General features: G+C 40.5%; 19 protein-coding genes. 4 read left to right on the top strand and 15 right to left on the bottom strand.

Going from position 1 to position 20,037, the window contains the following annotated elements:
* Window positions 1-14: 14 nt before the first annotated feature.
* From I5M19_RS16250 to sppA, 5 genes are all read right to left on the bottom strand, one after another.
* The gene (locus I5M19_RS16250) at window positions 15-632 is read right to left on the bottom strand and encodes a porin family protein (protein ID WP_200067411.1); all 618 of its coding nucleotides are present in this window, start codon (window positions 630-632) and stop codon (window positions 15-17) included.
* Between the two features lie 72 nt (window positions 633-704).
* The gene (locus I5M19_RS16255; protein ID WP_200067412.1) at window positions 705-1,673 is read right to left on the bottom strand and encodes a glycosyltransferase family 9 protein; all 969 of its coding nucleotides are present in this window, start codon (window positions 1,671-1,673) and stop codon (window positions 705-707) included.
* 17 nt (window positions 1,674-1,690) lie between these two features.
* Window positions 1,691-2,194: a D-glycero-beta-D-manno-heptose 1-phosphate adenylyltransferase gene (gene rfaE2 / locus I5M19_RS16260; RefSeq protein WP_200067413.1), complete on the bottom strand. Its 504-nt coding sequence runs from the start codon at window positions 2,192-2,194 to the stop codon at window positions 1,691-1,693.
* A 50-nt stretch (window positions 2,195-2,244) separates the two neighbouring features.
* Window positions 2,245-3,921: a DNA polymerase/3'-5' exonuclease PolX gene (locus I5M19_RS16265; RefSeq protein WP_200067414.1), complete on the bottom strand. Its 1,677-nt coding sequence runs from the start codon at window positions 3,919-3,921 to the stop codon at window positions 2,245-2,247.
* Window positions 3,922-3,992: 71 nt separating this feature from the next.
* Window positions 3,993-5,756, bottom strand: coding sequence for a signal peptide peptidase SppA (gene sppA / locus I5M19_RS16270; protein ID WP_200067415.1), 1,764 nt, complete (start codon window positions 5,754-5,756; stop codon window positions 3,993-3,995).
* 91 nt (window positions 5,757-5,847) lie between these two features.
* On the opposite strand from sppA, the gene folK reads away from it, so the two are divergent.
* A complete protein-coding gene (gene folK, locus I5M19_RS16275) occupies window positions 5,848-6,339 on the top strand; it encodes a 2-amino-4-hydroxy-6-hydroxymethyldihydropteridine diphosphokinase (protein WP_200067416.1) in 492 nt (163 codons plus the stop codon).
* An 8-nt stretch (window positions 6,340-6,347) separates the two neighbouring features.
* Window positions 6,348-6,725, top strand: a complete 378-nt coding sequence (locus tag I5M19_RS16280) for an Hpt domain-containing protein (RefSeq protein ID WP_200067417.1) — start codon at window positions 6,348-6,350, stop codon at window positions 6,723-6,725.
* Here the strand turns inward: I5M19_RS16280 and purS are convergent.
* The 3 genes from purS to rho form a co-directional block, all read right to left on the bottom strand.
* On the bottom strand, window positions 6,722-6,976 hold the full coding sequence (purS, locus tag I5M19_RS16285) for a phosphoribosylformylglycinamidine synthase subunit PurS (RefSeq protein WP_200067418.1): 255 nt from the start codon (window positions 6,974-6,976) through the stop codon (window positions 6,722-6,724). The genes I5M19_RS16280 and purS overlap by 4 nt on opposite strands.
* Window positions 6,957-7,679, bottom strand: a complete 723-nt coding sequence (locus tag I5M19_RS16290; RefSeq protein WP_200067419.1) for a CDP-alcohol phosphatidyltransferase family protein — start codon at window positions 7,677-7,679, stop codon at window positions 6,957-6,959. Before I5M19_RS16290 ends, purS begins: the two co-directional genes overlap by 20 nt.
* An 87-nt stretch (window positions 7,680-7,766) precedes the next feature.
* Complete coding sequence (gene rho, locus I5M19_RS16295) at window positions 7,767-9,356, bottom strand: transcription termination factor Rho (RefSeq protein ID WP_200067420.1); 1,590 nt, start codon at window positions 9,354-9,356, stop codon at window positions 7,767-7,769.
* 255 nt (window positions 9,357-9,611) lie between these two features.
* On the opposite strand from rho, the gene pyrF reads away from it, so the two are divergent.
* Window positions 9,612-10,442, top strand: coding sequence for an orotidine-5'-phosphate decarboxylase (gene pyrF / locus I5M19_RS16300; protein ID WP_200067700.1), 831 nt, complete (start codon window positions 9,612-9,614; stop codon window positions 10,440-10,442).
* Between the two features lie 63 nt (window positions 10,443-10,505).
* Here the strand turns inward: pyrF and I5M19_RS16305 are convergent, their stop codons facing one another.
* Window positions 10,506-11,042 (bottom strand): pyridoxamine 5'-phosphate oxidase family protein, encoded by a 537-nt coding sequence (locus I5M19_RS16305; RefSeq protein WP_200067421.1) that lies wholly within the window; start codon window positions 11,040-11,042, stop codon window positions 10,506-10,508.
* Between the two features lie 85 nt (window positions 11,043-11,127).
* Window positions 11,128-12,495 (bottom strand): exonuclease domain-containing protein, encoded by a 1,368-nt coding sequence (locus I5M19_RS16310; RefSeq protein ID WP_200067422.1) that lies wholly within the window; start codon window positions 12,493-12,495, stop codon window positions 11,128-11,130.
* A gap of 869 nt (window positions 12,496-13,364) precedes the next feature.
* On the opposite strand from I5M19_RS16310, the gene I5M19_RS16315 reads away from it, so the two are divergent.
* The gene (locus tag I5M19_RS16315) at window positions 13,365-13,880 is read left to right on the top strand and encodes a hypothetical protein (protein WP_200067423.1); all 516 of its coding nucleotides are present in this window, start codon (window positions 13,365-13,367) and stop codon (window positions 13,878-13,880) included.
* A 174-nt stretch (window positions 13,881-14,054) separates the two neighbouring features.
* Here I5M19_RS16315 and I5M19_RS16320 read toward each other — a convergent pair whose 3' ends face one another.
* The 5 genes from I5M19_RS16320 to I5M19_RS16340 all read right to left on the bottom strand — a co-directional run bounded on the left by I5M19_RS16320 (window position 14,055) and on the right by I5M19_RS16340 (window position 20,037).
* Complete coding sequence (locus I5M19_RS16320) at window positions 14,055-14,477, bottom strand: hypothetical protein (protein WP_200067424.1); 423 nt, start codon at window positions 14,475-14,477, stop codon at window positions 14,055-14,057.
* 217 nt (window positions 14,478-14,694) lie between these two features.
* Complete coding sequence (locus I5M19_RS16325) at window positions 14,695-14,982, bottom strand: hypothetical protein (RefSeq protein WP_200067425.1); 288 nt, start codon at window positions 14,980-14,982, stop codon at window positions 14,695-14,697.
* Window positions 14,983-15,092: 110 nt separating this feature from the next.
* Window positions 15,093-16,934, bottom strand: coding sequence for a membrane protein insertase YidC (gene yidC / locus I5M19_RS16330; protein ID WP_200067426.1), 1,842 nt, complete (start codon window positions 16,932-16,934; stop codon window positions 15,093-15,095).
* Window positions 16,935-16,956: 22 nt separating this feature from the next.
* A complete protein-coding gene (locus I5M19_RS16335) occupies window positions 16,957-18,567 on the bottom strand; it encodes a CTP synthase (protein WP_214653073.1) in 1,611 nt (536 codons plus the stop codon).
* Window positions 18,568-18,708: 141 nt separating this feature from the next.
* A complete protein-coding gene (locus I5M19_RS16340) occupies window positions 18,709-20,037 on the bottom strand; it encodes a M23 family metallopeptidase (protein WP_200067427.1) in 1,329 nt (442 codons plus the stop codon).

A 20,037-nucleotide genomic window follows, 5' to 3' on the forward strand; every position in this document is an offset into this window, starting at 1 on the left:
TTGTTAAACAGCTTTTAGAAAGTGAAGCCGACCGAAATACCCCATACGCGGTGTTTTAGAGTGCCATCAGTACTGTCATCGTTTGAAATATCAGAAAGTCCCAGGTCATAATTAACACCGATCAACAGCCCTTTTGAAAAATGAAAACCTCCGATAAACTGTAAACCAAAGTCTGTTTTTTTAATATCCTCCGGACCGTCGCCAAAGGTAACATCCTCTTCGTATGAGTCGCTGCCTGATTTTGCCTTAGCTTTTCCGTTTACACCTATGGCGGCATAAGGACCCGCACCAAAATATACATCGCCCACTACAGCCGGAACGTGGTAAACAAAATTAACAGGTACCTCAACATATTTCAGATCAAGGCTTACCGATTCGGTGCTCGTAGTTACAGTTTTAAAGCCCTTGCCGGTATAATATATACCGGGTTGTACAGATATTGCACCGGCTTTAATATCCGTAAATGCTCCTACCGAAAAAGTAGTTAGCGAGCCTAAAGTAGCAGAAAAGCTGCCGCTTGAGGCTGCTACGTCCGCGAAATTAACACCCCCTTTTATTCCAAATGAAGCTGATTGAGCAAAAGCCGTCGTGACTGCCGAAAATAATGCAATAGAAAGTAATAGTTTTTTCATTGTGATTTATGGTTTAAAATTTTGTTGAAAATAATAATATTTCTTAAATATTTAGTTTCAGAAAGTTTAAATTTAATACTCGTTAATAAAGTTGGTAATAGGGGTTTCGGGCAAATCATTCATGCATTTAAAATGGCCCAAAGGGCACTTCTCTAAACCAAATTTAGAGCATGGGCGGCAGGAAAGATCTATCTCAGCAACCAAAACGTCTTTCACCATATAGGGTTGCACACCCAATAACTCAGGTGCGGTACCACCCCAAACGGATGCAATAGGTTTATTAAATGCTTCGGCAATATGGGTAAGGCCGGTATCAAAACCGATGATGCTTGCCGCTTTTGATACCAGAAAAACAGATTCGTCCAGCGTAGTTTGTCCGCAGGCATTGTATATTTTTTCGCCGAGCGCGGCGGCTATAATTTCTCCGTTAGCCTTAACATCTGCGCCCCCTAATAAAACCACAGGATGCTTTAACTGCCTGCATATATTAATTATTTTATGGTTAGGCATGCGTTTGGTGAAGTGGGTAGCGCCAATAACAAAAGCGATGTAATTGCTTTGATGCGAGGGCGGCAGTAATTCGCTAAGCTGATATTCCTTTTTTATATAATAATCAATAGGCAAGCCATCGTTTTTTACACCTAAAAAAGCAACAGCTTTTAAATATCGGTCAACCAGATGCACCGGCGGAACCAGTTTTAAATTCAGCTTCAGGCTAAGCCATTTACGTATGCGTTGCTTTTTGTAAGTAGATGACTTAATGCGTGTACGCAGCTTAATAATAGTGGTGCGCAAATTGTTATGCAGATCAATTATCCTGTCGTATTTTTCGGCTTGAATGTCGGCTATGGTGTCCGATAGTTCAGGTTTTAAAAGCAGTAGCTTATCTAAATAGGGGTTGTTGTTATAAATATATTGAAAGGCCGGTTTGGTTAAAAAATGAATTTCGGCATCCGGTAGCTGCTTTTTTAAACAGCGTACCACAGGGGTGGTATAAATTATATCCCCCATGGAGCTAAAACGGATAACCAGTATCTTCATCTGCGCGAATTAAAGCATTAGGCTGTTTTGCCTTTTATTTTGTTGATGATAGAGGTGGACGAATAGCCCTCAACCAGGCTTATAGTGCGAACCTCGCCGCCGTTTGCCAATACCTCTTTTGCTCCCGCGATATTCTCTACCGTATAATCCGCGCCTTTTACCAAAATATCGGGCATCAATTTAACTATCAGATCGCGGGGAGTGTCTTCTTCAAAAAGAACAACACCATCTACAAAAAAAAGCGCGGCCAGCAGCGCGGCACGGTTGTTTTGATCATTAACAGGCCTGTCCTCACCCTTTATCCTTTTTACAGATGCATCAGCATTTAGCCCGATAACCAATTTGTCGCCTAATTCAGCAGCTTTGGCCATATAGGTAATATGCCCTAAATGCAGCAGATCAAAAACTCCGTTGGTGAAAACTATTTTTTTGCCTTCAGCTTTCCAATGTTCAATTTTTGCGGCCAACGCAGCCGCATCAGTTATTTTAGCTAACAAGGTTTGTTCGAGGCTGTTTCGCATTTTATAAAGGTAGGCAATTAAGCAATACAGTTTTGTTGTAGCAATTTGCTCTATTTAGGCTTTCTCTCTTCAAAAAGCTTGGTTATAGCATCCATTGACATAGCGTTCAGGCACATATCTTTAGTAAGGCCACCTTTACGGGCTACATTTATCCCGAATTCCATATCCAAAAATCCGCTGTTGCGGTGCGCGTCGGGGTTTACCGATAGCATCACACCTTTTTCTAAAGCGTAACGGTGCCAGCGCCAATCCAGATCGAGCCTTACCGGGTTAGCATTTATTTCGATGATCACCTTATTTGCCGCGCAAGCATCTATCACCTTTTTATAATCAATATCATACCCCTTCCGGCTTAATAATAACCTGCCGGTAGGGTGCCCCAAAATAGTGGTGTAAGGGTTTTCAATAGCCTTTATTAAACGGGCGGTAGCCTTATCTTCAGGCATTTTAAGGTTGGTATGTACCGATGCTACAATAAAATCAAACTTCTTCAGTATTTCGTCCGGGTAATCCAGTGAACCATCGTTCAATATATCTGATTCTATTCCCTTAAATATATGAAAGTCTTTTATTTTTTTATTCAGATGATCTATCTCTTCGTGTTGCTGCAACACCCGTTCAATAGATAAACCCTTTGCATAAAAAGCGCTTTTGCTGTGATCGCACATCCCCAGGTATTGCAGGTTAAGTTCATCCCGGCAGTACAGGGCCATCTCCTCAATGGTATTTACCCCATCGCTCCAATCGCTGTGATTATGTAATGTGCCCTTCAGGTCATGATAGTGGATCAACTCAGGTAATGTGTCGTTTTCGGCCATTTTTATAAATGCCGTACCCTCGCGTAATTCGGGTTGTATAAATGAGAGGCCGGCTTTGGTATAAATTAGCGCCTCGCTCTCCGGTTGGTCGGTTAGCGTTACGGCACGCTTTAAAACTTCCGCGGTATGCTCCTTATCACCGGTTTGCAAAAATAGCTCTTCGTAGAAAGTCCGTTTTTCAACACAATAAATATCAACCAGCAGACCGTTTTCCATTTCGCCGTTAATATGGAAATCTTTTCCGGTGATGTTTTTTATAATGTTTGATTTTAGTAACGTATCATAAGCAAGTTGTTGATTCCGGCTGCCCAATACGATCACCAGTTCGCTTATGATTTCGCAATATCGTCTGAACTCGCCTGCAATGCTCACTAAGGCATCTGGGAAAATACCTTTGACCTGGCCGAGGAGTTCTTTGGCTTCCTGTTCTACCTGCGCATAAAGGAATTTGCCATTCCCCGCCATCCTGAACTCAATTAAGCGTTTAACCTCTTCCTGTGTTTTAAGTCCGAAGCCTTTGGCTTCTACCAGCCGGTTTTCGTTGCAGGCATAGTAAAGCTCGCCAATATTCTCAATGCCGAGTTCTTTCCAGATGGTAGCGATCTTTTTCGGACCTATGCCTTTTATCCCCATCATTTCTACAATACCTTCCGGGGTTTCGGCAAGCATATCCTCCAGTTCTGTTATGGTGCCTGTTTCCAGTAACTCTGCAATTTTAGCGGCTATACTTTTACCAATACCATCAATTTTTTCCAGTTCATCCAATTTTTTACCGGCAATTGGGTAGGGGAGCTTATCAACCCGGAACGCAGCATTTGCTATCGATTTTATTTTGAACGGGTTTACACCATGCAATTCCATTAATTGCGATAGCAGGCGAAGTGTACGGGCTATGGGTTTGTTTTCCATAATTTGGTTTGTGGTAAAAATACAAAAGCCGCCCAAAATAGGCGGCTTTCCCCAAAAATATTTTGAATGTTTTATTTTATTACAATATCATAAGGCATGCGGGCCTGCGGTACACGCATCATTTTGGTAACACCCTTTATTTGCTCATAATAGCGGTAGCTATCACCCAGTTCAGCTTTTACAAAGTGCGCGCTCATCTGCGCACTCAGGCCCTGTCCAAATTTGCTGAATATACTTTTTTGTTCAGGATAAGTTACCAATCTGTAATTATCTAAGCCGGCTTTTGCCGCTGCAGATCGCACGGCATCATTTATATTACCTAAGCGGTCAACCAATCCTATTTTAATAGCCTGAGAGCCCGTCCACACGCGACCCTGACCAATACTATCAACATAAGCCTGGGTTTTATGACGGCCCTCTGCCACGTGTTTGGTAAAGGTATCGTAACCGTGGTTAACATTTTTTTGCAGGATGGCTTTTTCTTCCGGTGTTAAGGGCCGGCTGATATCACCAAGGTCGGCATATTTGCCGGTTTTTACTCCGTCAAAGGTTACGCCCAGTTTATCATTAAAAAACTTTTGCATGTTGGGCAGTATCGCGAAGATACCAATAGACCCGGTAATGGTATTTGGCTCGGCAAATATGGAATCGGCCGCACATGATATATAGTATCCTCCGGATGCCGCATAATCACCCATGGATACGATGATAGGTTTTACCTTTTTGGTAAGCATAACCTCGCGCCATATTACATCTGATGCCAACGAACTGCCACCCGGTGAGTTTACACGGAACACCACCGCCTTTACTTTACTATCCAGTCGTACCTGGCGTAATGCTTTTGATATTGTTTCGGAGCCTATGCTGTTGTCGTCGCCATCGCCGCCATTAATTTCGCCAGAAGCGTAAACAATGGCTATCCGATCCTGAGAAGTGGTTTTGTCGCCTGTATTAACATTGGCTTTTGCATATTCGCCTAATTCTATACTATGCAGATCTTTTCTTTCGCTTATGCCGGTACGTGCTTTCAGATCATTTAAAATTTCATCCTTGTATTTTAAACCATCAACCAGTTTGTATTTCAGGGCATCTTCAGGTTCCTGAATTAGCCCGGTGTTGGCATAATTAAATAAAGAATCTTTATTAATGTGACGGCTGCTGCTTATGCCGCTCAAAAAATGATCGTATAATGAACCTAAGTATGAGGTTACCTGCAAACGGTTAGCATCGCTCATGTTGGTACGTATTAAAGGCTCAACGGCACTTTTAAAGGTACCTACTTTTATGATCTGTGCCTCAATTCCCAACTTATCCAAAGCGCCTTTAACAAAAGTAACTTCGGAGCTGAAACCCTTAAATTCAAATATTCCGTTAGGGTTTAAGTACACTTTGTCGGCAACTGAAGCCAGGTAGTAAAACCCTTGTGTGTAAATTTCTGAATAGGCAATTATGAACTTTCCTGATCTTTTAAAATCGATCAGCGCGTTACGTATCTCTTCTGTAGTGGCCTGGCCCGATAACATATAACTCTCGTCCAGGAAAATACCTTTTATATTGTCGTCATTTTTGGCTTTCTTAATATCGGCCAGTATATCATTTAAGCCAACATTATCATCAGGAATACCTAAAAAACTTAAACCCGAAAGAGGATTATTAGGCGTGCGTTCGTTTACCGGGTAATCTATTTTAATATGTAAAATTGAATTAGCGTCAACCTCAACGGGTTTATCGCCGCTGGCTGCTACTATAATACCAATAAATATAAATATGGGAATTAAGCTTGCTAAAATTATACCTACTACTGTGGCCAGTACAAATTTGAAAAATTGTTTCATTAACTATTATAAATCTTTTAATTATGCAAACTTAGTAATTCAATATGGTTATAATGTTATTAAGAGCTTTATCCATAATATTTGTTACAACATGATTAATGTTTTTTTACTATTAGGCAGTAATTTGGGCAAGCGTGAGCTGTTCCTTGACGAAGCTATCGGGCATATTGAAAACAGGGTAGGGAAGCGGCTTAATAAATCAGCCGTTTATGAAACGCAATCATGGGGTAAAACTGATGAACCTGATTACCTTAACCAGGTTATTGAGCTGCAAACAGGTTTGACGGCAGGTGAATTATTAAAAATTATTTTGGATATTGAACTGGAAATGGGCCGTCGCCGCGAAATAAAGTGGGGAGCCCGTATAATTGATATTGATATTTTATTTTACGGTAATGATATAATTAGCTCTCCGGAACTTACAATACCGCATCCTGAGCTTCATAAACGCAGGTTTACTCTGGAACCGCTTAACCAGATAGCGTCAGATCTTGTACATCCGGTTTTAGGGAAAACTATTTTCTTACTCAAAAAAGAACTAAAAGATAATTTGATAGTAAAAATTTATAATTTTGAAGATTAAACCTTTATATGTCAGACAGTACTTCCTCCAAAGATCTGGATCTTTCATTTTTATATGAAATAGCCGATGGCAGCGATGAATTCATAGTTGATTCTATCGCGATGTTTTTAGATCAAACCCCTCAATTGCTTGATATGATAAGCAATGCTATTGCAACTCAGGATTGGCCAACAGCTGCTTCAGCATCGCACAAATTAAAACCTAATCTGGGTTTTTTTGGTATGCCAATGAGCCAGGCAACCATACAGGAAGTGGAATTGGCGTGTAAAGCCGGCGCACCGGATCCGCAGGAAATTATAACAAAATTTAACCAGGTTAAATCTACGGTTAATGCTAACTTAATAGCATTAAATAATATTAAAACCGAAAAAGAAGCGGGACTTTAAACCGCTTTAACCGTAAAAGTATAGCTTTCCATTATCAGGTTAGCTAATAAGCTGGTGCAGGCTTTTTCTACTTTTTCATTGGCTATCTCCGCGTTCTCCGCGTCAATTTCAAGCGAAATGTGTTTCCCTATCCTAATGTTCTGAATTTCAGAAAGACCCAGGTTTTTCATACTGCCGGTTACAGCCTTACCTTGTGGATCAAGTATTTCTTTTTTTGGCATTACATCTATCTCAGCCAGGAATTTTGTCATCTGCAAATTTAAGTTGAATTAACGAGAGGGTGATATACATAACAATAACCACCGGAACTGCCGCAAATTTAAAAAATAGAATGAGTATTGCCGAAAACAGCAGCAATAAATAACGATAAATATTTTTATTAAAATCGCGGTTCTTGAATTTTAACGACATCAGCGGTATCTCTGCCACCAGTAATATGCACATTATAAGCACCAGGCATGATAACCCGAACGGATTTAATATATAATGTGTAAGGCCGGCGTGCTGCTGTAATATTAATGGTATAGAAGCTATCAGTATGGCGTTGGCAGGTGTAGGTAATCCTATAAAACTATCGGCCTGGCGGCAGTCATTATTAAATTTTGCCAACCGTAATGCTGAAAAAACAGGTATAAGGAAGGCGATGAAATTAAGCCAGCTGCTTACATTGGGTATCTGATGTGCCTGTAAAAGTAATTCGTACATTATGGCTGATGGTAACACGCCGAAGCTTACCATATCCGCCAGCGAATCCAGATCTTTACCGATGCCTGAATACGATTTAAGCACACGGGAAGCAAAGCCATCAAAAAAATCAAATATTGCTGCAACAAAAATGGCGTACGCCGCAAAAATTAAATTTTCATTAAAGGTGAAAACAATACCTATACAACCGCTAAACAAGTTAGCACATGTAATGGCATTTGGAAGATGTTTTTTTACCCTTTGCTTCATAATGCTGAAGGTATCATAATTATATTAAAATAAATGAAGTTATAAATTAACATTGTGCTAAGTTATAACTTCATTATAGTAAAGATATTATGAGTTCATGGATATAAGGAATTCCTCGTTGGTTTTTGTACCGCGGATCTGAGCTTGTAAAAACTCCATTGATTCCTGTGAATTCATGTCGGCAAGGTGGTTACGTAGTATCCAGATGCGTTGTAAGGTATCGCGGTCAAGCAACAGATCATCGCGGCGTGTGCTTGATGCCGTAATGTCAATAGCCGGGAATATGCGTTTATTAGATAATTTACGATCAAGCTGCAGTTCCATATTACCGGTACCTTTAAATTCTTCAAAGATAACCTCGTCCATTTTTGAGCCGGTTTCAGTTAAAGCAGTAGCAATAATGGTTAACGAGCCGCCATCCTCAATGTTACGTGCGGCGCCAAAAAAGCGTTTTGGTTTATGCAGCGCGTTGGCATCCACACCACCCGATAATATTTTACCTGATGCCGGTGCAACGGTATTGTAAGCACGTGCCAGGCGGGTAATGGAATCCAGCAGTATCACCACATCATGCCCGCACTCTACCATGCGTTTTGCTTTTTCCAATACAATATTTGCAATTTTAACGTGGCGCTCGGCAGGTTCATCAAAGGTAGAGGAAACTACTTCGGCGCGTACGCTGCGGGCCATATCGGTCACCTCCTCGGGGCGCTCATCTATCAAAAGGATAATAAGGTATACTTCGGGGTGGTTTTTGGCTATGGCGTTTGCCACATCCTTAAGTAATATGGTTTTACCTGTTTTTGGCTGCGCTACTATTAAACCACGCTGGCCTTTCCCGATAGGAGAGAACAGATCCATTATACGGGTTGAATAATTGCCCGAATCAGTAAACAAACTTAATTTTTCGGAAGGGAAAAGCGGCGTCAAGTGATCAAACGGAACGCGGTCGCGCACTTCTGCAGGTATGCGGCCATTAATGGCTTCTACACGTACCAGCGGGAAATATTTTTCACCTTCTTTAGGCGGCCTTATGCTACCGCGTACGGTATCACCTGTTTTAAGGCCGAATAATTTTATTTGTGATTGTGATACATAAATATCATCGGGCGAGGTAAGGTAGTTATAGTCGGATGAACGGAGGAAACCGTATCCATCAGGCATAATTTCCAGTACACCTTCGTTTACAATAACATTATCAAAATCTAAATTTACAGGAGCCTCCTGGTTTTTCTGCTGGCTGTTATTTACCCGCCGCTCAAATTTTTGAGTGCGTGTTTCTGATGAGGATGTTTTTTCGTTTTTCGGAGAACCGTCTGCAGTGGCATCAGCCTTGTTTGTTGAATCTGAATCTTCTGCCGGTTCGTCCTCCTCTTCTTCAAAAAGGTTGGTGTCATCTAAAGGCACTTCAACGCGGGGTTCGTTCTTTGCTTTTACGCTGCGTGTTCTTTTTCGTGTTTTTTCAACTTTCTCCGCGGGTTCCGCGGTTTTTTCAGTGTAATTATTATTTACGGCATTTTGCTGTTTGCGTGCAGTTTCTATTAATTGTTGCTGTTCAACAATAGCGGTAATGAGCTGTGCTTTCCTGAGCTCATCTGTTTCAGCTATACCTAAACTTTTTGCAATTTCGCGCAACTCAGAAACGAGTTTGTCGTTCAATTCGATTGTATCAGACATGATATGAATTATAGTTCAAAAGGATTTTTTTATTTGAAAGATTGTTTTGCAACCCTGTATATGCAAAATTTATGCCCAGGTATGTATTAGCTAATATAACAAGGTGATAAAAATTGTTTCTTTAGTGCAAGAAAATGCAAGGGAAAACTCTGCAATTTTAATGAAATTATCTTAGAATGCAAATTTATTAAAAAAAATATACCGATTAGCTTTTATTTTTAGTTTTTTTGAACCTTTAATAAACTACTTTTCATGATATCACGCCCGCAGTTAATTGATCAGATCAAACAAAAAAGAACTTTTTTATGTGTAGGGCTGGATACTGATATAGATAAGATCCCCGAATTTTTAAAATCCTATCCCGATCCGGTATTTGAATTTAACAGGCGCATAATTGATGCCACCCATGATTTATGTATCGCTTATAAGCCCAATGCTGCCTTTTATGAAAGCCGGGGTGTTAACGGCCTGCAAAGCCTTATAGCTACATACAAATATTTACCAAAAAATTGTTTGAGTATAATAGATGCCAAACGCGGAGACATCGGTAATACGTCTGACAATTACGCTAAAGCCTTTTTCAGAGAGGACATATCTGAAATGGGCTTTGATGCCATAACCGTTACTCCATACATGGGGAATGACAGTGTTACCCCTTATTTAAAATATGATGGCAAATGGGTGATACTTTTAGCACTTACCTCGTCTGTTGGCAGTAAGGATTTTCAGTATCTGGAAACCGAAGGCGAATTTTTGTATGAAAAGGTTATACAAAAGGCTAATACCTGGGCCGGCGCCGACCGTTTAATGTTTGTGGTAGGCGCTACCAAAAGTACCGAATTTACCAATATCAGAAAATACGCGCCGGATAACTTTTTGCTGGTACCTGGAGTAGGTGCACAGGGTGGTAGCTTGCAGGATGTTTGTAAATATGGTATGACGCCTGATTGCGGGCTGATCGTAAACTCATCACGTTCGATCATATACGCCGGCCATGATGAAAATTTTGCCGATGCCGCCCGTGCTGAAGCCTTAAAACTGCAGCAGCAGATGCAGGCCGAGTTGGAAAAAGCAGAAATTATTTAAAAATGAACTGACCGGGCTACCAGTGCTTACCTGATAACGATTGCCCGGTCAACTCATTTAATATTATACTTCCAGTTTTCCTTCAATGGAATCATCAAGGGTTTGTCCTACTATAGCTCCGGCTACTTGTTTTACAAAGGCAATGGCGTTACCATGTTTGTTATCCCAGTAATAGCCTTGGGTAGGGGTAACTTTTATCACGCTTATACGCGGATCGTCCTTACCTTCAGTAAACCATGTTTTTAATATAGGTTCCCAAAGCTCATCAATCTTTTCCTTATCCTCACTTATTTCGGCTATACCGTAAACATTCAGGAAATCAGAATATGCCGATCCCTGGAAAAGCAGCTGCACCATTGGGTCTTGCTTAATATCCTGGTTTTTGTGGCTGTCTTTAGCGCTCAGGAACCATAGGTCGCCGTTATCATCAATTTTTTGTGGTGACATAGGGCGGGTGGAGAAGGGCAGGCCGGTTTTAATATTGCTGCAAAAAAAGCAACTGGAGGCATCTTCGGCCATCTCTTTCATTTTGTGCCATGCCTGATTACCTTCCAGGTTCTCAAAATTATCTTCGGGTTGTTGTTTGTTAATGCTGTCCATAATGTTTTAGTAGTTAAATGATAATCTATTAACCTATGGGAAAATTATTTGTTTGGAAATTCTGAGAATGACCGCAGTAAATAAATTATGCGCTAAAACTAACTTTGCGTTCGGGGAAGCGGCTGGCATAGCCGGTAACTATGTTTTTTATATAATCGTTGCCCGGGTATGGCGTAAGGTAATTTTTCAATTGCTGAATATTATCGGCAGTATAGTAATGCGAGATGTAGCCCATGCCATAAAAACGCCCTTCCTCTATCAAAATACAGCTATGCTCATCATCGGTACGGCCCTCATCGCGTATGGCAAAGGTAGGCAGCGCCTGCTTTAGCTGATCAATAGCCGCGTTAACTTTGGTGTTATAGGTTTCCATAGTTTGATGCCCTTCGCAAGCGCAGGTATCGGGAGTGTTACCACTGCAAGGCTCATCATTCCGCTGTATAAAGCAAAGTTTTGGGCACAGATCAAACGTTTCTATCAAATTAGTAAGCAAATTGCGGCCTTCCAGCAAAGAGTTGCAACTATATACCGATGGCATATGCTTACGGTGTTTATCCACCGCTAACCTTATATAACCGCGCTGATCCTCAAAGGCATAAATGCCATATTTATTTTCGAAGCGTTTTAATGAGCGGTTGTATTTTGGCCAAAGGCGTTTTATTTCTATCGCCTCAAGTACAAAGGCTATAAGCTCGGTACCGCAAACCTGGTGACTGATGCGATGGATATTCTTTAAAAATTCCTGTCGCTGTAAACCCGGATTATTACCTGTGAAATGGCTGCAAACCCGTTTACGGATATTTTTAGCCTTGCCCACATACACTACTTTGCCCTTTTGGTCGTGGAAGTAATAGATGCCCGGTGAGGAGGGTAGCGCGTCAATATCGGTACGTGGTAAATTAGGCGGCAGCAACTGCTCTTTGGAGTTTTGCTTTAACGCCAGTTTAATATGGTTATCCGTATCATTTTTAAGCAAAAGACTGAACAACTCGGCTGTGGCCTCGGCATCGCCCGCTGCGCGGTGCCTGCTGTTATTAACTATGCCCAAATGGGAACATAGCTTACCCAGACTATAAGATAGCATACCGGGCATTATTTTGCGCCCCAGCCTTACGGTACATAGTTTATTGCAATGCAACTCGTAACCCGAGGCGTTGAGGTGATGCCGCAAAAAAGAATAATCGAAATTAACGTTATGAGCCACAAATATCTGGCCCTTAAGCAGGTGGAAAATCTCATGTGCCACATCATCAAAAACGGGGGCGTTCTGCACCATCTCGTTAGTGATGCCGGTGAGTGCCCGTATGTACACCGGGATATCGCGCTGCGGGTTTACCAGGGTTTGGTACCGGCGGGTTATTTTTTTACCATCGTGTATGCAGATAGCAATTTCGGTAATGCCATTCGCACTGGCATGCCCCCCGGTAGTCTCGATATCCACAATGGCGTACATGGTTCCAAATGTAATATTATTTGCTAATATTTTTAGTTGAAAAAATGAAATTTAATTCGCGGTTTTAAGGCGGGATCAAATTTTTTTAATAGTCTTAATTTAGCGGGGTATACAGGCTAAAATACGGTTTGGGGGTCTTAAAAAAATGCAGCGGAGGGGTAAAAGTGGTTTTGCCGGACTTAAATTTTATAAATTTTTTTATTTAAAACACTGATGGTTAGTTACTTAAATAAAATTGCAATAAATTGTGCTGTAAAAAGTAAAATTTTAACGAAGTTAGAAACCGGGAGAGTGACCCCGTATTAAAGAGCTATACAAATATACGAAAATTAGGTGACATTAAGTACATGTTTTAGGTGTTAGCCTGTTGAAAATCGGAGCTATATGTTATTTTCTTGATAAAAAATATTACACTATCAATTTTAACTATAATTCTTTTTTAGAAAAAACCATCGGAATAATAAACAAATATATAAAAAGGTAAAATTGTTGATCCGCGAGTAATTATCGGCCTTCCTAATATAAAATTTTTTCGTTTAAAATCACCAGTACTTGGGAATTACAAATTTCCTCAAAGTTCTTCTAAAAAGACCTTTAATTAAAAAAATTGACAGGATTATCCAAGTGAAAAATATTACTTGTAACCATATTTCCAATTTTGTTATCATTGCTATTTTCTTATATAATTATAGTATTATATTAATTACTTAAAAATACAAATATTATAGGTGAATTCTGCTTTTGGCTATATAATAAGTATCTGGAAATAACCACAAGCGAGGATTATTGGAATATTAAAAAGGAAGCATCTGTTATATTGAAGCATGTGCTCATTTCTATTTGTGGTAATAACACTTAATTTTAAGCCAATGGAAGTTTTGTACCTATTAATCACTCTTATCAATAGCATTTTTATAAAAAGTCTTTTTATAAGTATTCTGTCTATAATGCTTGCAGGTAGGATTTTAAAAACAGATACACGCAATGCTTTTGCAATTATTAAAGGGCTAATTTTGGTTTATGCCGGATTAAATATTATTTATTACTTTATCGCCTATTTTTCTCCTGCCACAATGGTTAGTTTTTGGGGCAGAGGTATGGGTAACTACAGTTTTGCTTATTATTTAATGTTTGCGGCCAACACTCTACTTCCATTATTGTTGTTCTTCAAAAAGTTGGGGCGTAACAAGTTCGTGTTGTTGACCTTATCATTTTTAATGAATATTGGTTGGGTATTTGAGTTGTTTATTATTTATCATACAGATATTTACAGAAATTACAATGGTAATCAACTTTCCCTTAACTTTTTGTGGTTTATCGTACTAAATGGGTTTTTTATTGGCTCCGTTATGTATGCTATTGGGAGTGCCGTTAAACGTAAATAGCCTAATTAGAAATAAAGCATATCGTTTTGACGGAATATATACTTGTGTCTTATAAAGCTAAAATATATATATTAATGCAAGCAACATGCCTGCGATATTTTTGGACGAAGTTACACTATGCTAAACTTCGACCAGTAGGTGTAAGGCATGAGTATCCAAATTTCAGAGCGTATGCTACATACCTGCATCGGACGGGGAGCGTATGATAAATTTAAATATATTATATATTATTGGCCAAGTTCCTTTTTCTAAACCCAACTGAATATGCTGATTACCAATATATAAATCCAAATTCGAATACTCTTTTTTATCAATCGTTCCGTCAAAAAGATTATTGAGTTCGACCCTTTCAATGTCAACCAATTTATAATTTGTTATTTTATCATTATTATAAATTGCCAATAACATATTAGTCAAAAGCCACCAATATGACGAATTTTTGAAATAGCAGATTATTGGTTTTTCATTTTCATCAAAATGAAATTTATTCTGAATAGATTCTTTTTTGAAGTTATCTGTTGAGATCCACAGAGTTGTAGATTTCGATTTTATTTTGCCTCTTATGAATTTAGCTTCAACTACGGAACTATTATTCATGTTACTTAGTTAATGTTTGGATCAGCGTAAAACTGTTGTCAGCCTCCGTCTGGTCTATGTTTTTAATTTCGACCTGAAATGTGTTAAGCTTGCAGCTAACGTAGTAAAAATAACATTTGCTAAGATAATGATCGTTTAATGCAAGCGTGATACTTATTTTACGATTAAGTTACGCTATGCTAAACTTTGACCAGTGTGGGGATCATTATTCCATGCACTAAATATTTGCACCAACTTTATTACAATAGATATATAAGCCGCCAACAATTATAATATTTATTATAAGTAATTGCTGCGTTTTTATAATTACTCGCTTTAGATACAAAATATTAAGCATCCCTATTTGAATAATAGTAAAAAATAGTGATACCCAAGCAATAAATTTATCACTCAAAGCTCCCTCGCCAAATAGAAAAAAATGAGCGAATTGAGACATGATCTGCAATACTATAAACAGTGCAATATTTAAAATAATAATTGAAATAAAATATAGTATATCTTTCATCTTATAGCATTGTTATCAAAAAATCTTAGTCTGCAATAATAACTATTTGCTACAAAAAAGGCCTGATGGTTTAACATCAGGCCTGTGTATTTTAAGTGTTGTAAATTTATTTACTTGCCTTTTTTGGCTTGTACCTGCTGTTGCTGGCGCATCATCTCTTCCATCTTAGCAGCAAACCCTGATTTTTTCTTTTTGGTTTCAGGTTTCTTTTTGTTTTCCTGTATCTGTGCATGTATCTTTTTATCGTCTACCATTAACTTTATAAGGTACTGCTGTGCAAAGGTGAACATGTTGGCCAAAAAGTAATAATAATTTAAACCTGCGGGATACCCGTTAAGCGCGCCGAAGAAAATAATAGGAGTAATATATCCTATATATTTCATTTGCCCGGTAGCGCCCGATATCTGGTTGTTAAAATAGGTGTATATCAGTGTACTGATGGTCATGAGTAAACACATGATACTGATGTGTGTCCAACCGATCAATGGCAGCGGAGCGAAGGTGATGAGTGCATCGTAGGTAGAAAGGTCATGCATCCACAGGAAACTCTGGCCGCGCAGTTCAAACAAACTCGGGAAAAAGCGGAAGAACGCGATAACGATAGGCATTTGCAGCACTAAAGGTAAACAACCGCCTAAAGGATTTACCCCGGCTTTTTTGTAGAGCTTTAAATATTCCTGTTGCAGCAGGGTAGGGTTATCCTCGCCAACTTTGGCTTTTATCTCGTCCATCTCGGGCTTTATTACCCGCATTTTAGCCATTGAAAGGTATGACTTGTAAGTAAGCGGCGATAATACCAGCTTAAGAATGACAGTTAATGCCAGGATGATGAAACCGTAGTTCCAGTTAAACTGGTTAAGGAAATTAAATACCGGCAATACCGCGAAACGGTTAATGTATTTTAACGGTCCCCAACCCAGGTCTATCTGTTTTTCCAGATCATACCCTTGTGCCTTTAAGGTGCTGAAGCGGTTTGGCCCGAAATAAAATTCCATCGGGAAGTTGCCGTTGCTGCCGCGGGCCACAGTAAGGTTAGCCTGCATTTTTTTGATCTCTACAGTATCCGTAGGGTCTTCGGTAACTTCAAGGCCGGCTTTGTTAAAACCTTGTTTGGCAATAAGCACATTCGAGAAAAAGTGCTGCTTAAATGATACCCATTGCAGTTTTTTATCGGCTATCTCTTTTTTATCGTCTTTACCGGTGCTCAGGTAATCCACATCATTTTCGGTATTCTTAAAATATACGGTGGAGTACTGGCGTTCCAGTTTCATGTCTTTTTCCTGCTTATCCAGGCTGGCTGCCCAGGTAAGGTTAAGGGTGTTACTGTTAGCGATGATCTGGTCAAGCCCGGTAGGTACAATATCCAAACCTACTTTATAACCTTCGCCTTTAAGGGAGTATATATAATCAATATATTGGGTAGGGCTGTAGCTTAAACGCAAAGTAATTGAGCTTGAATCGTTACCTGTTACCTGTAAATTTTGGGCGCTTGGCGTAAAGTACAGGTTGCTGGTATTAATGTTTCTGCCGGCGGCGTTCAGGTTTAAACCAAATTTGTTTTCGTCGCCATTAAAAAGCACCAACGGTTTTTTATCGAAAGTTTTAAAGTTTTTTAACTCGGCCGAATAAACACCACCACCTTTTGTAGAAATCTTAAGGCGTACATCTTTATTTTCGATAGTTATTAATTGCGCTTTTCCGGCGGTTGCCGCGCCAAAAGGGCCTTTTAATAAAGCGGTATCGGTTTGGGCGACATTTTTAGTGGTATCAAAAGTTGCGGCAGTTTTAGCGCTATCGGCTGCCGGTGATTTAATTAAGCCTTTTTTTATTGAATCCTGGTGAACTGCTATTCGCTCTTTTTTTATGTCAGCCTCTGATGGTTTCATCAACCATACCCCAACCCCCATAATTACCATGATCAGGAATAATCCTGTAAACGTATTTCTATCCATTATCTATTGTATCGTACTATTACTAATTTTTGCGGGCATAAGCCAGCGAAGCGGCGACAAAGTTAATAAAAAGTGGGTGAGGATTAGCAACTGTGGATTTTAATTCAGGATGGAACTGCGCTCCTACAAAAAACGGATGGTTTTTAAGCTCCACAACTTCAACTAAATTGTTTTCAGGATTGATGCCAGAAGGGATCATTCCGGCGGCCTCATATTGCTTTAAATAATCGTTATTAAATTCATAACGGTGCCTGTGCCTTTCAGATATATGTGTTTTGCCGTATATAGCGGCGGCTTTTGTGCCTTTTTTTAAATCGCAGGGGTAAGCGCCTAAACGCATGGTTCCGCCTTTGTTGGTGATATTTTTCTGATCTTCCATCATGCCGATAACCGGGTTTGCTGTATCCGGGTTCATCTCCGTACTGTTAGAGTCGGGCATGCCCAAAACGTTACGGCCAAATTCCACTACAGCGCATTGCATACCCAGGCATATCCCAAAAAACGGGATATTATTTTCGCGTACGTAACGGATGGCTTCAATTTTGCCTTCAAATCCGCGGCTGCCAAAACCCGGGGCTACCAGTACACCATGCAATCCTTTTAGTTTTTCTACTGCATTGCCCGGTGTAAGTTGCTCAGAATGGATGCACTCCACGCGTACCTTACATTCATTTTTGGCACCGGCGTGTACAAAGGCCTCTATAATTGATTTATAGGCATCCGGTAACTCTACATACTTACCTACCAGGCCTATCCTCACATCAGATGTAGGGTTTTTTAAACGACCCAGAAAATCTTTCCAGCTTTCCAGATCAGGTTCCAGCTTATGTGGTAGTTTTAGTTTGGTTAAAACCGTTTTATCCAGTTGCTCTTTAAGCATCAGCAAGGGTACATCGTAAATGGTGGATGCGTCAATAGACTCCACTACGGCGTTGATGTTTACGTTACAGAACTGCGCTATTTTTTTACGGATATCGTTATTAATATGATGCTCTGTACGACAAACAAGAATATCCGGCTGTATGCCATACTCCAGCAGCATTTTTACGGAGTGTTGTGTTGGCTTGGTTTTTAACTCGCCCGCGGCTGCCAGGTAGGGTACAAGCGTTAAGTGTATAACCAGGGAGTTGCTTTGGCCTACTTCCCAGCGGAACTGACGCACCGCCTCTACAAAGGGCAACGACTCAATATCGCCCACGGTGCCGCCAATTTCGGTGATCACAATATCATATTCGCCGCTATCGCCCAGTATGCGGATGTTTCTTTTTATCTCATCGGTAATATGCGGAACCACCTGTACGGTTTTACCTAAAAAAGCACCCTCGCGCTCCTTGTTGATCACATTCTGATAAATGCGGCCGGTGGTAATGTTATTGGCTTTGGAGGTTGGCGTATTTAAAAAACGCTCGTAATGGCCCAGGTCAAGGTCGGTTTCGGCACCGTCCTCGGTAACGTAACACTCGCCATGTTCATAAGGGTTTAACGTACCCGGATCTATATTGATATAAGGGTCGAATTTTTGGATGGTTACGCGGTAACCACGTGCCTGTAAAAGTTTAGCTAATGAGGCAGAAATGATGCCTTTGCCTAATGAAGATGTAACGCCGCCCGTAACAAAGATGTATTTAGTCATGATTTTTTTGAGATCAGGTGCCGGGTTTTATGCCGAAACCAAATGTTTGTGTACGGGATACAAAAGTAAGAAAAAATGCGGGCTTTTATCAGGAAAAGTATAAATGTGGAAGGAATAATTAGCGACTTAAAGCAAACCAATTTAACGCCCGGCATATATCCAGCCGGTTTCGCCGTCGGCATCTACCAGGTTGTAATTTTTATATACTGCCAGCAGGTTTACCTTACGGCCGCTTACAATTATTTTTTTTCGGGGAGCGTTAAGGCTATCAGGTGCATTATATAGTGGCTGGTCTGTCTTTAGAGTTATACTACGGATCGTTTTTACTCCGGTTACCGATTTGCTGCTGATAAAACCTAATTTACCGTTAGGCAAAGTAACTTTATACCAATTGTCGGTTGCGGCATTTACAGTTAATGCGGTTTGTACTCCGGGATTATCTGCCACAGCTGCCCTGGTGGAGGGCATTTCATAAATTTTATCGTTTTCACCAAGCGTGCGTACCGTAGCATTCAGCAAATTTAAAGGTGCGGTAACAGTAACCGGGTGTTTTATATCCCTGTCTACAAACGCTAGCGGGTCAATAGCGCCGCTGCCTGTATATATGCCGAAATGTAAATGCGAAGGTGTGGTACGTGCATTGCCGGTATTGCCTACCAGGCCAACGGTATCGCCGAGCCTGACACTTTGTCCCGGTTGTACCAATTGTTCATCCAGATGGGCATAATACAGGGTGTAATCCTCATCATCGGGGTGAAGAAAGACTACATTGCCACCCAAATTATTAACGGTTACCCTTGTAATTATACCATTAGCGGCAGCTATGGCCGGGGTACGCTTTGGTGCAAAAATATCTACGCCCTCATGTTGCCTGCCGCCTTCATCGCGACTGTCGCCAAAAAAGCTGCCTATATGCGGCTTGCCCGATGCCGCCACCGGGAAGCCTAACGAAGGGCCGGTTGTTATGGTGAGGGTGTATTCGCCGCTACGCAGCAGTTCCGGCTGCAAGCGTAAAATATATTTACCCGTTTGTTTTACTTCATAAATTAAACCTGAGCCGGAGGTATCGGCATAGGCATCTCTTTTTGCCTGTCCGGATGTTTGTACGCTAAACAGATCAACGTAAATATTAAAGTTTTGAATGGGTTTTTTGGTGATGCTGATATGTAGTTTTTGGCCGCGTTTGGCATCAAACCGCAGTGCAGTACCGGTTGCTTTTTCCTGACCAAAGTAGCCTGTCTCTTTATAGGGAATAGCTATATCAAGCGGTGTGCTGATAATGCTTTGCGCGTTTTGGAGCCAGGCGCTGCCCATAGCGGTTTGGGCGAACCCGGCATCGCGCAGTTTTTGGGCGTAGGCATCATGCGGCGATTGTTTTTTCAGAAACGAGAACGGCCCTGTTTTACTGCAAGCCGATAAGCCTGCGCAAAATATCATCAATAGCAGGAATTTGTATAATGGTTTGCACAT

The organism is Mucilaginibacter segetis (assembly GCF_016522075.1).
GTDB classification, from domain to species: domain Bacteria; phylum Bacteroidota; class Bacteroidia; order Sphingobacteriales; family Sphingobacteriaceae; genus Mucilaginibacter; species Mucilaginibacter segetis.

Coding starts and splice junctions, on each gene's coding strand:
- I5M19_RS16250 (WP_200067411.1), bottom strand. CDS start 632: ATGAAAAAACTATTACTTTCTATTGCATTATTTTCGGCAGTCACGACG.
- I5M19_RS16255 (WP_200067412.1), bottom strand. CDS start 1,673: ATGAAGATACTGGTTATCCGTTTTAGCTCCATGGGGGATATAATTTAT.
- rfaE2 (WP_200067413.1), bottom strand. CDS start 2,194: ATGCGAAACAGCCTCGAACAAACCTTGTTAGCTAAAATAACTGATGCG.
- I5M19_RS16265 (WP_200067414.1), bottom strand. CDS start 3,921: ATGGAAAACAAACCCATAGCCCGTACACTTCGCCTGCTATCGCAATTA.
- sppA (WP_200067415.1), bottom strand. CDS start 5,756: ATGAAACAATTTTTCAAATTTGTACTGGCCACAGTAGTAGGTATAATT.
- folK (WP_200067416.1), top strand. CDS start 5,848: ATGATTAATGTTTTTTTACTATTAGGCAGTAATTTGGGCAAGCGTGAG.
- I5M19_RS16280 (WP_200067417.1), top strand. CDS start 6,348: ATGTCAGACAGTACTTCCTCCAAAGATCTGGATCTTTCATTTTTATAT.
- purS (WP_200067418.1), bottom strand. CDS start 6,976: ATGACAAAATTCCTGGCTGAGATAGATGTAATGCCAAAAAAAGAAATA.
- I5M19_RS16290 (WP_200067419.1), bottom strand. CDS start 7,679: ATGAAGCAAAGGGTAAAAAAACATCTTCCAAATGCCATTACATGTGCT.
- rho (WP_200067420.1), bottom strand. CDS start 9,356: ATGTCTGATACAATCGAATTGAACGACAAACTCGTTTCTGAGTTGCGC.
- I5M19_RS16305 (WP_200067421.1), bottom strand. CDS start 11,042: ATGGACAGCATTAACAAACAACAACCCGAAGATAATTTTGAGAACCTG.
- I5M19_RS16310 (WP_200067422.1), bottom strand. CDS start 12,495: ATGTACGCCATTGTGGATATCGAGACTACCGGGGGGCATGCCAGTGCG.
- I5M19_RS16315 (WP_200067423.1), top strand. CDS start 13,365: ATGGAAGTTTTGTACCTATTAATCACTCTTATCAATAGCATTTTTATA.
- I5M19_RS16320 (WP_200067424.1), bottom strand. CDS start 14,477: ATGAATAATAGTTCCGTAGTTGAAGCTAAATTCATAAGAGGCAAAATA.
- I5M19_RS16325 (WP_200067425.1), bottom strand. CDS start 14,982: ATGAAAGATATACTATATTTTATTTCAATTATTATTTTAAATATTGCA.
- yidC (WP_200067426.1), bottom strand. CDS start 16,934: ATGGATAGAAATACGTTTACAGGATTATTCCTGATCATGGTAATTATG.
- I5M19_RS16335 (WP_214653073.1), bottom strand. CDS start 18,567: ATGACTAAATACATCTTTGTTACGGGCGGCGTTACATCTTCATTAGGC.
- I5M19_RS16340 (WP_200067427.1), bottom strand. CDS start 20,037: ATGTGCAAACCATTATACAAATTCCTGCTATTGATGATATTTTGCGCA.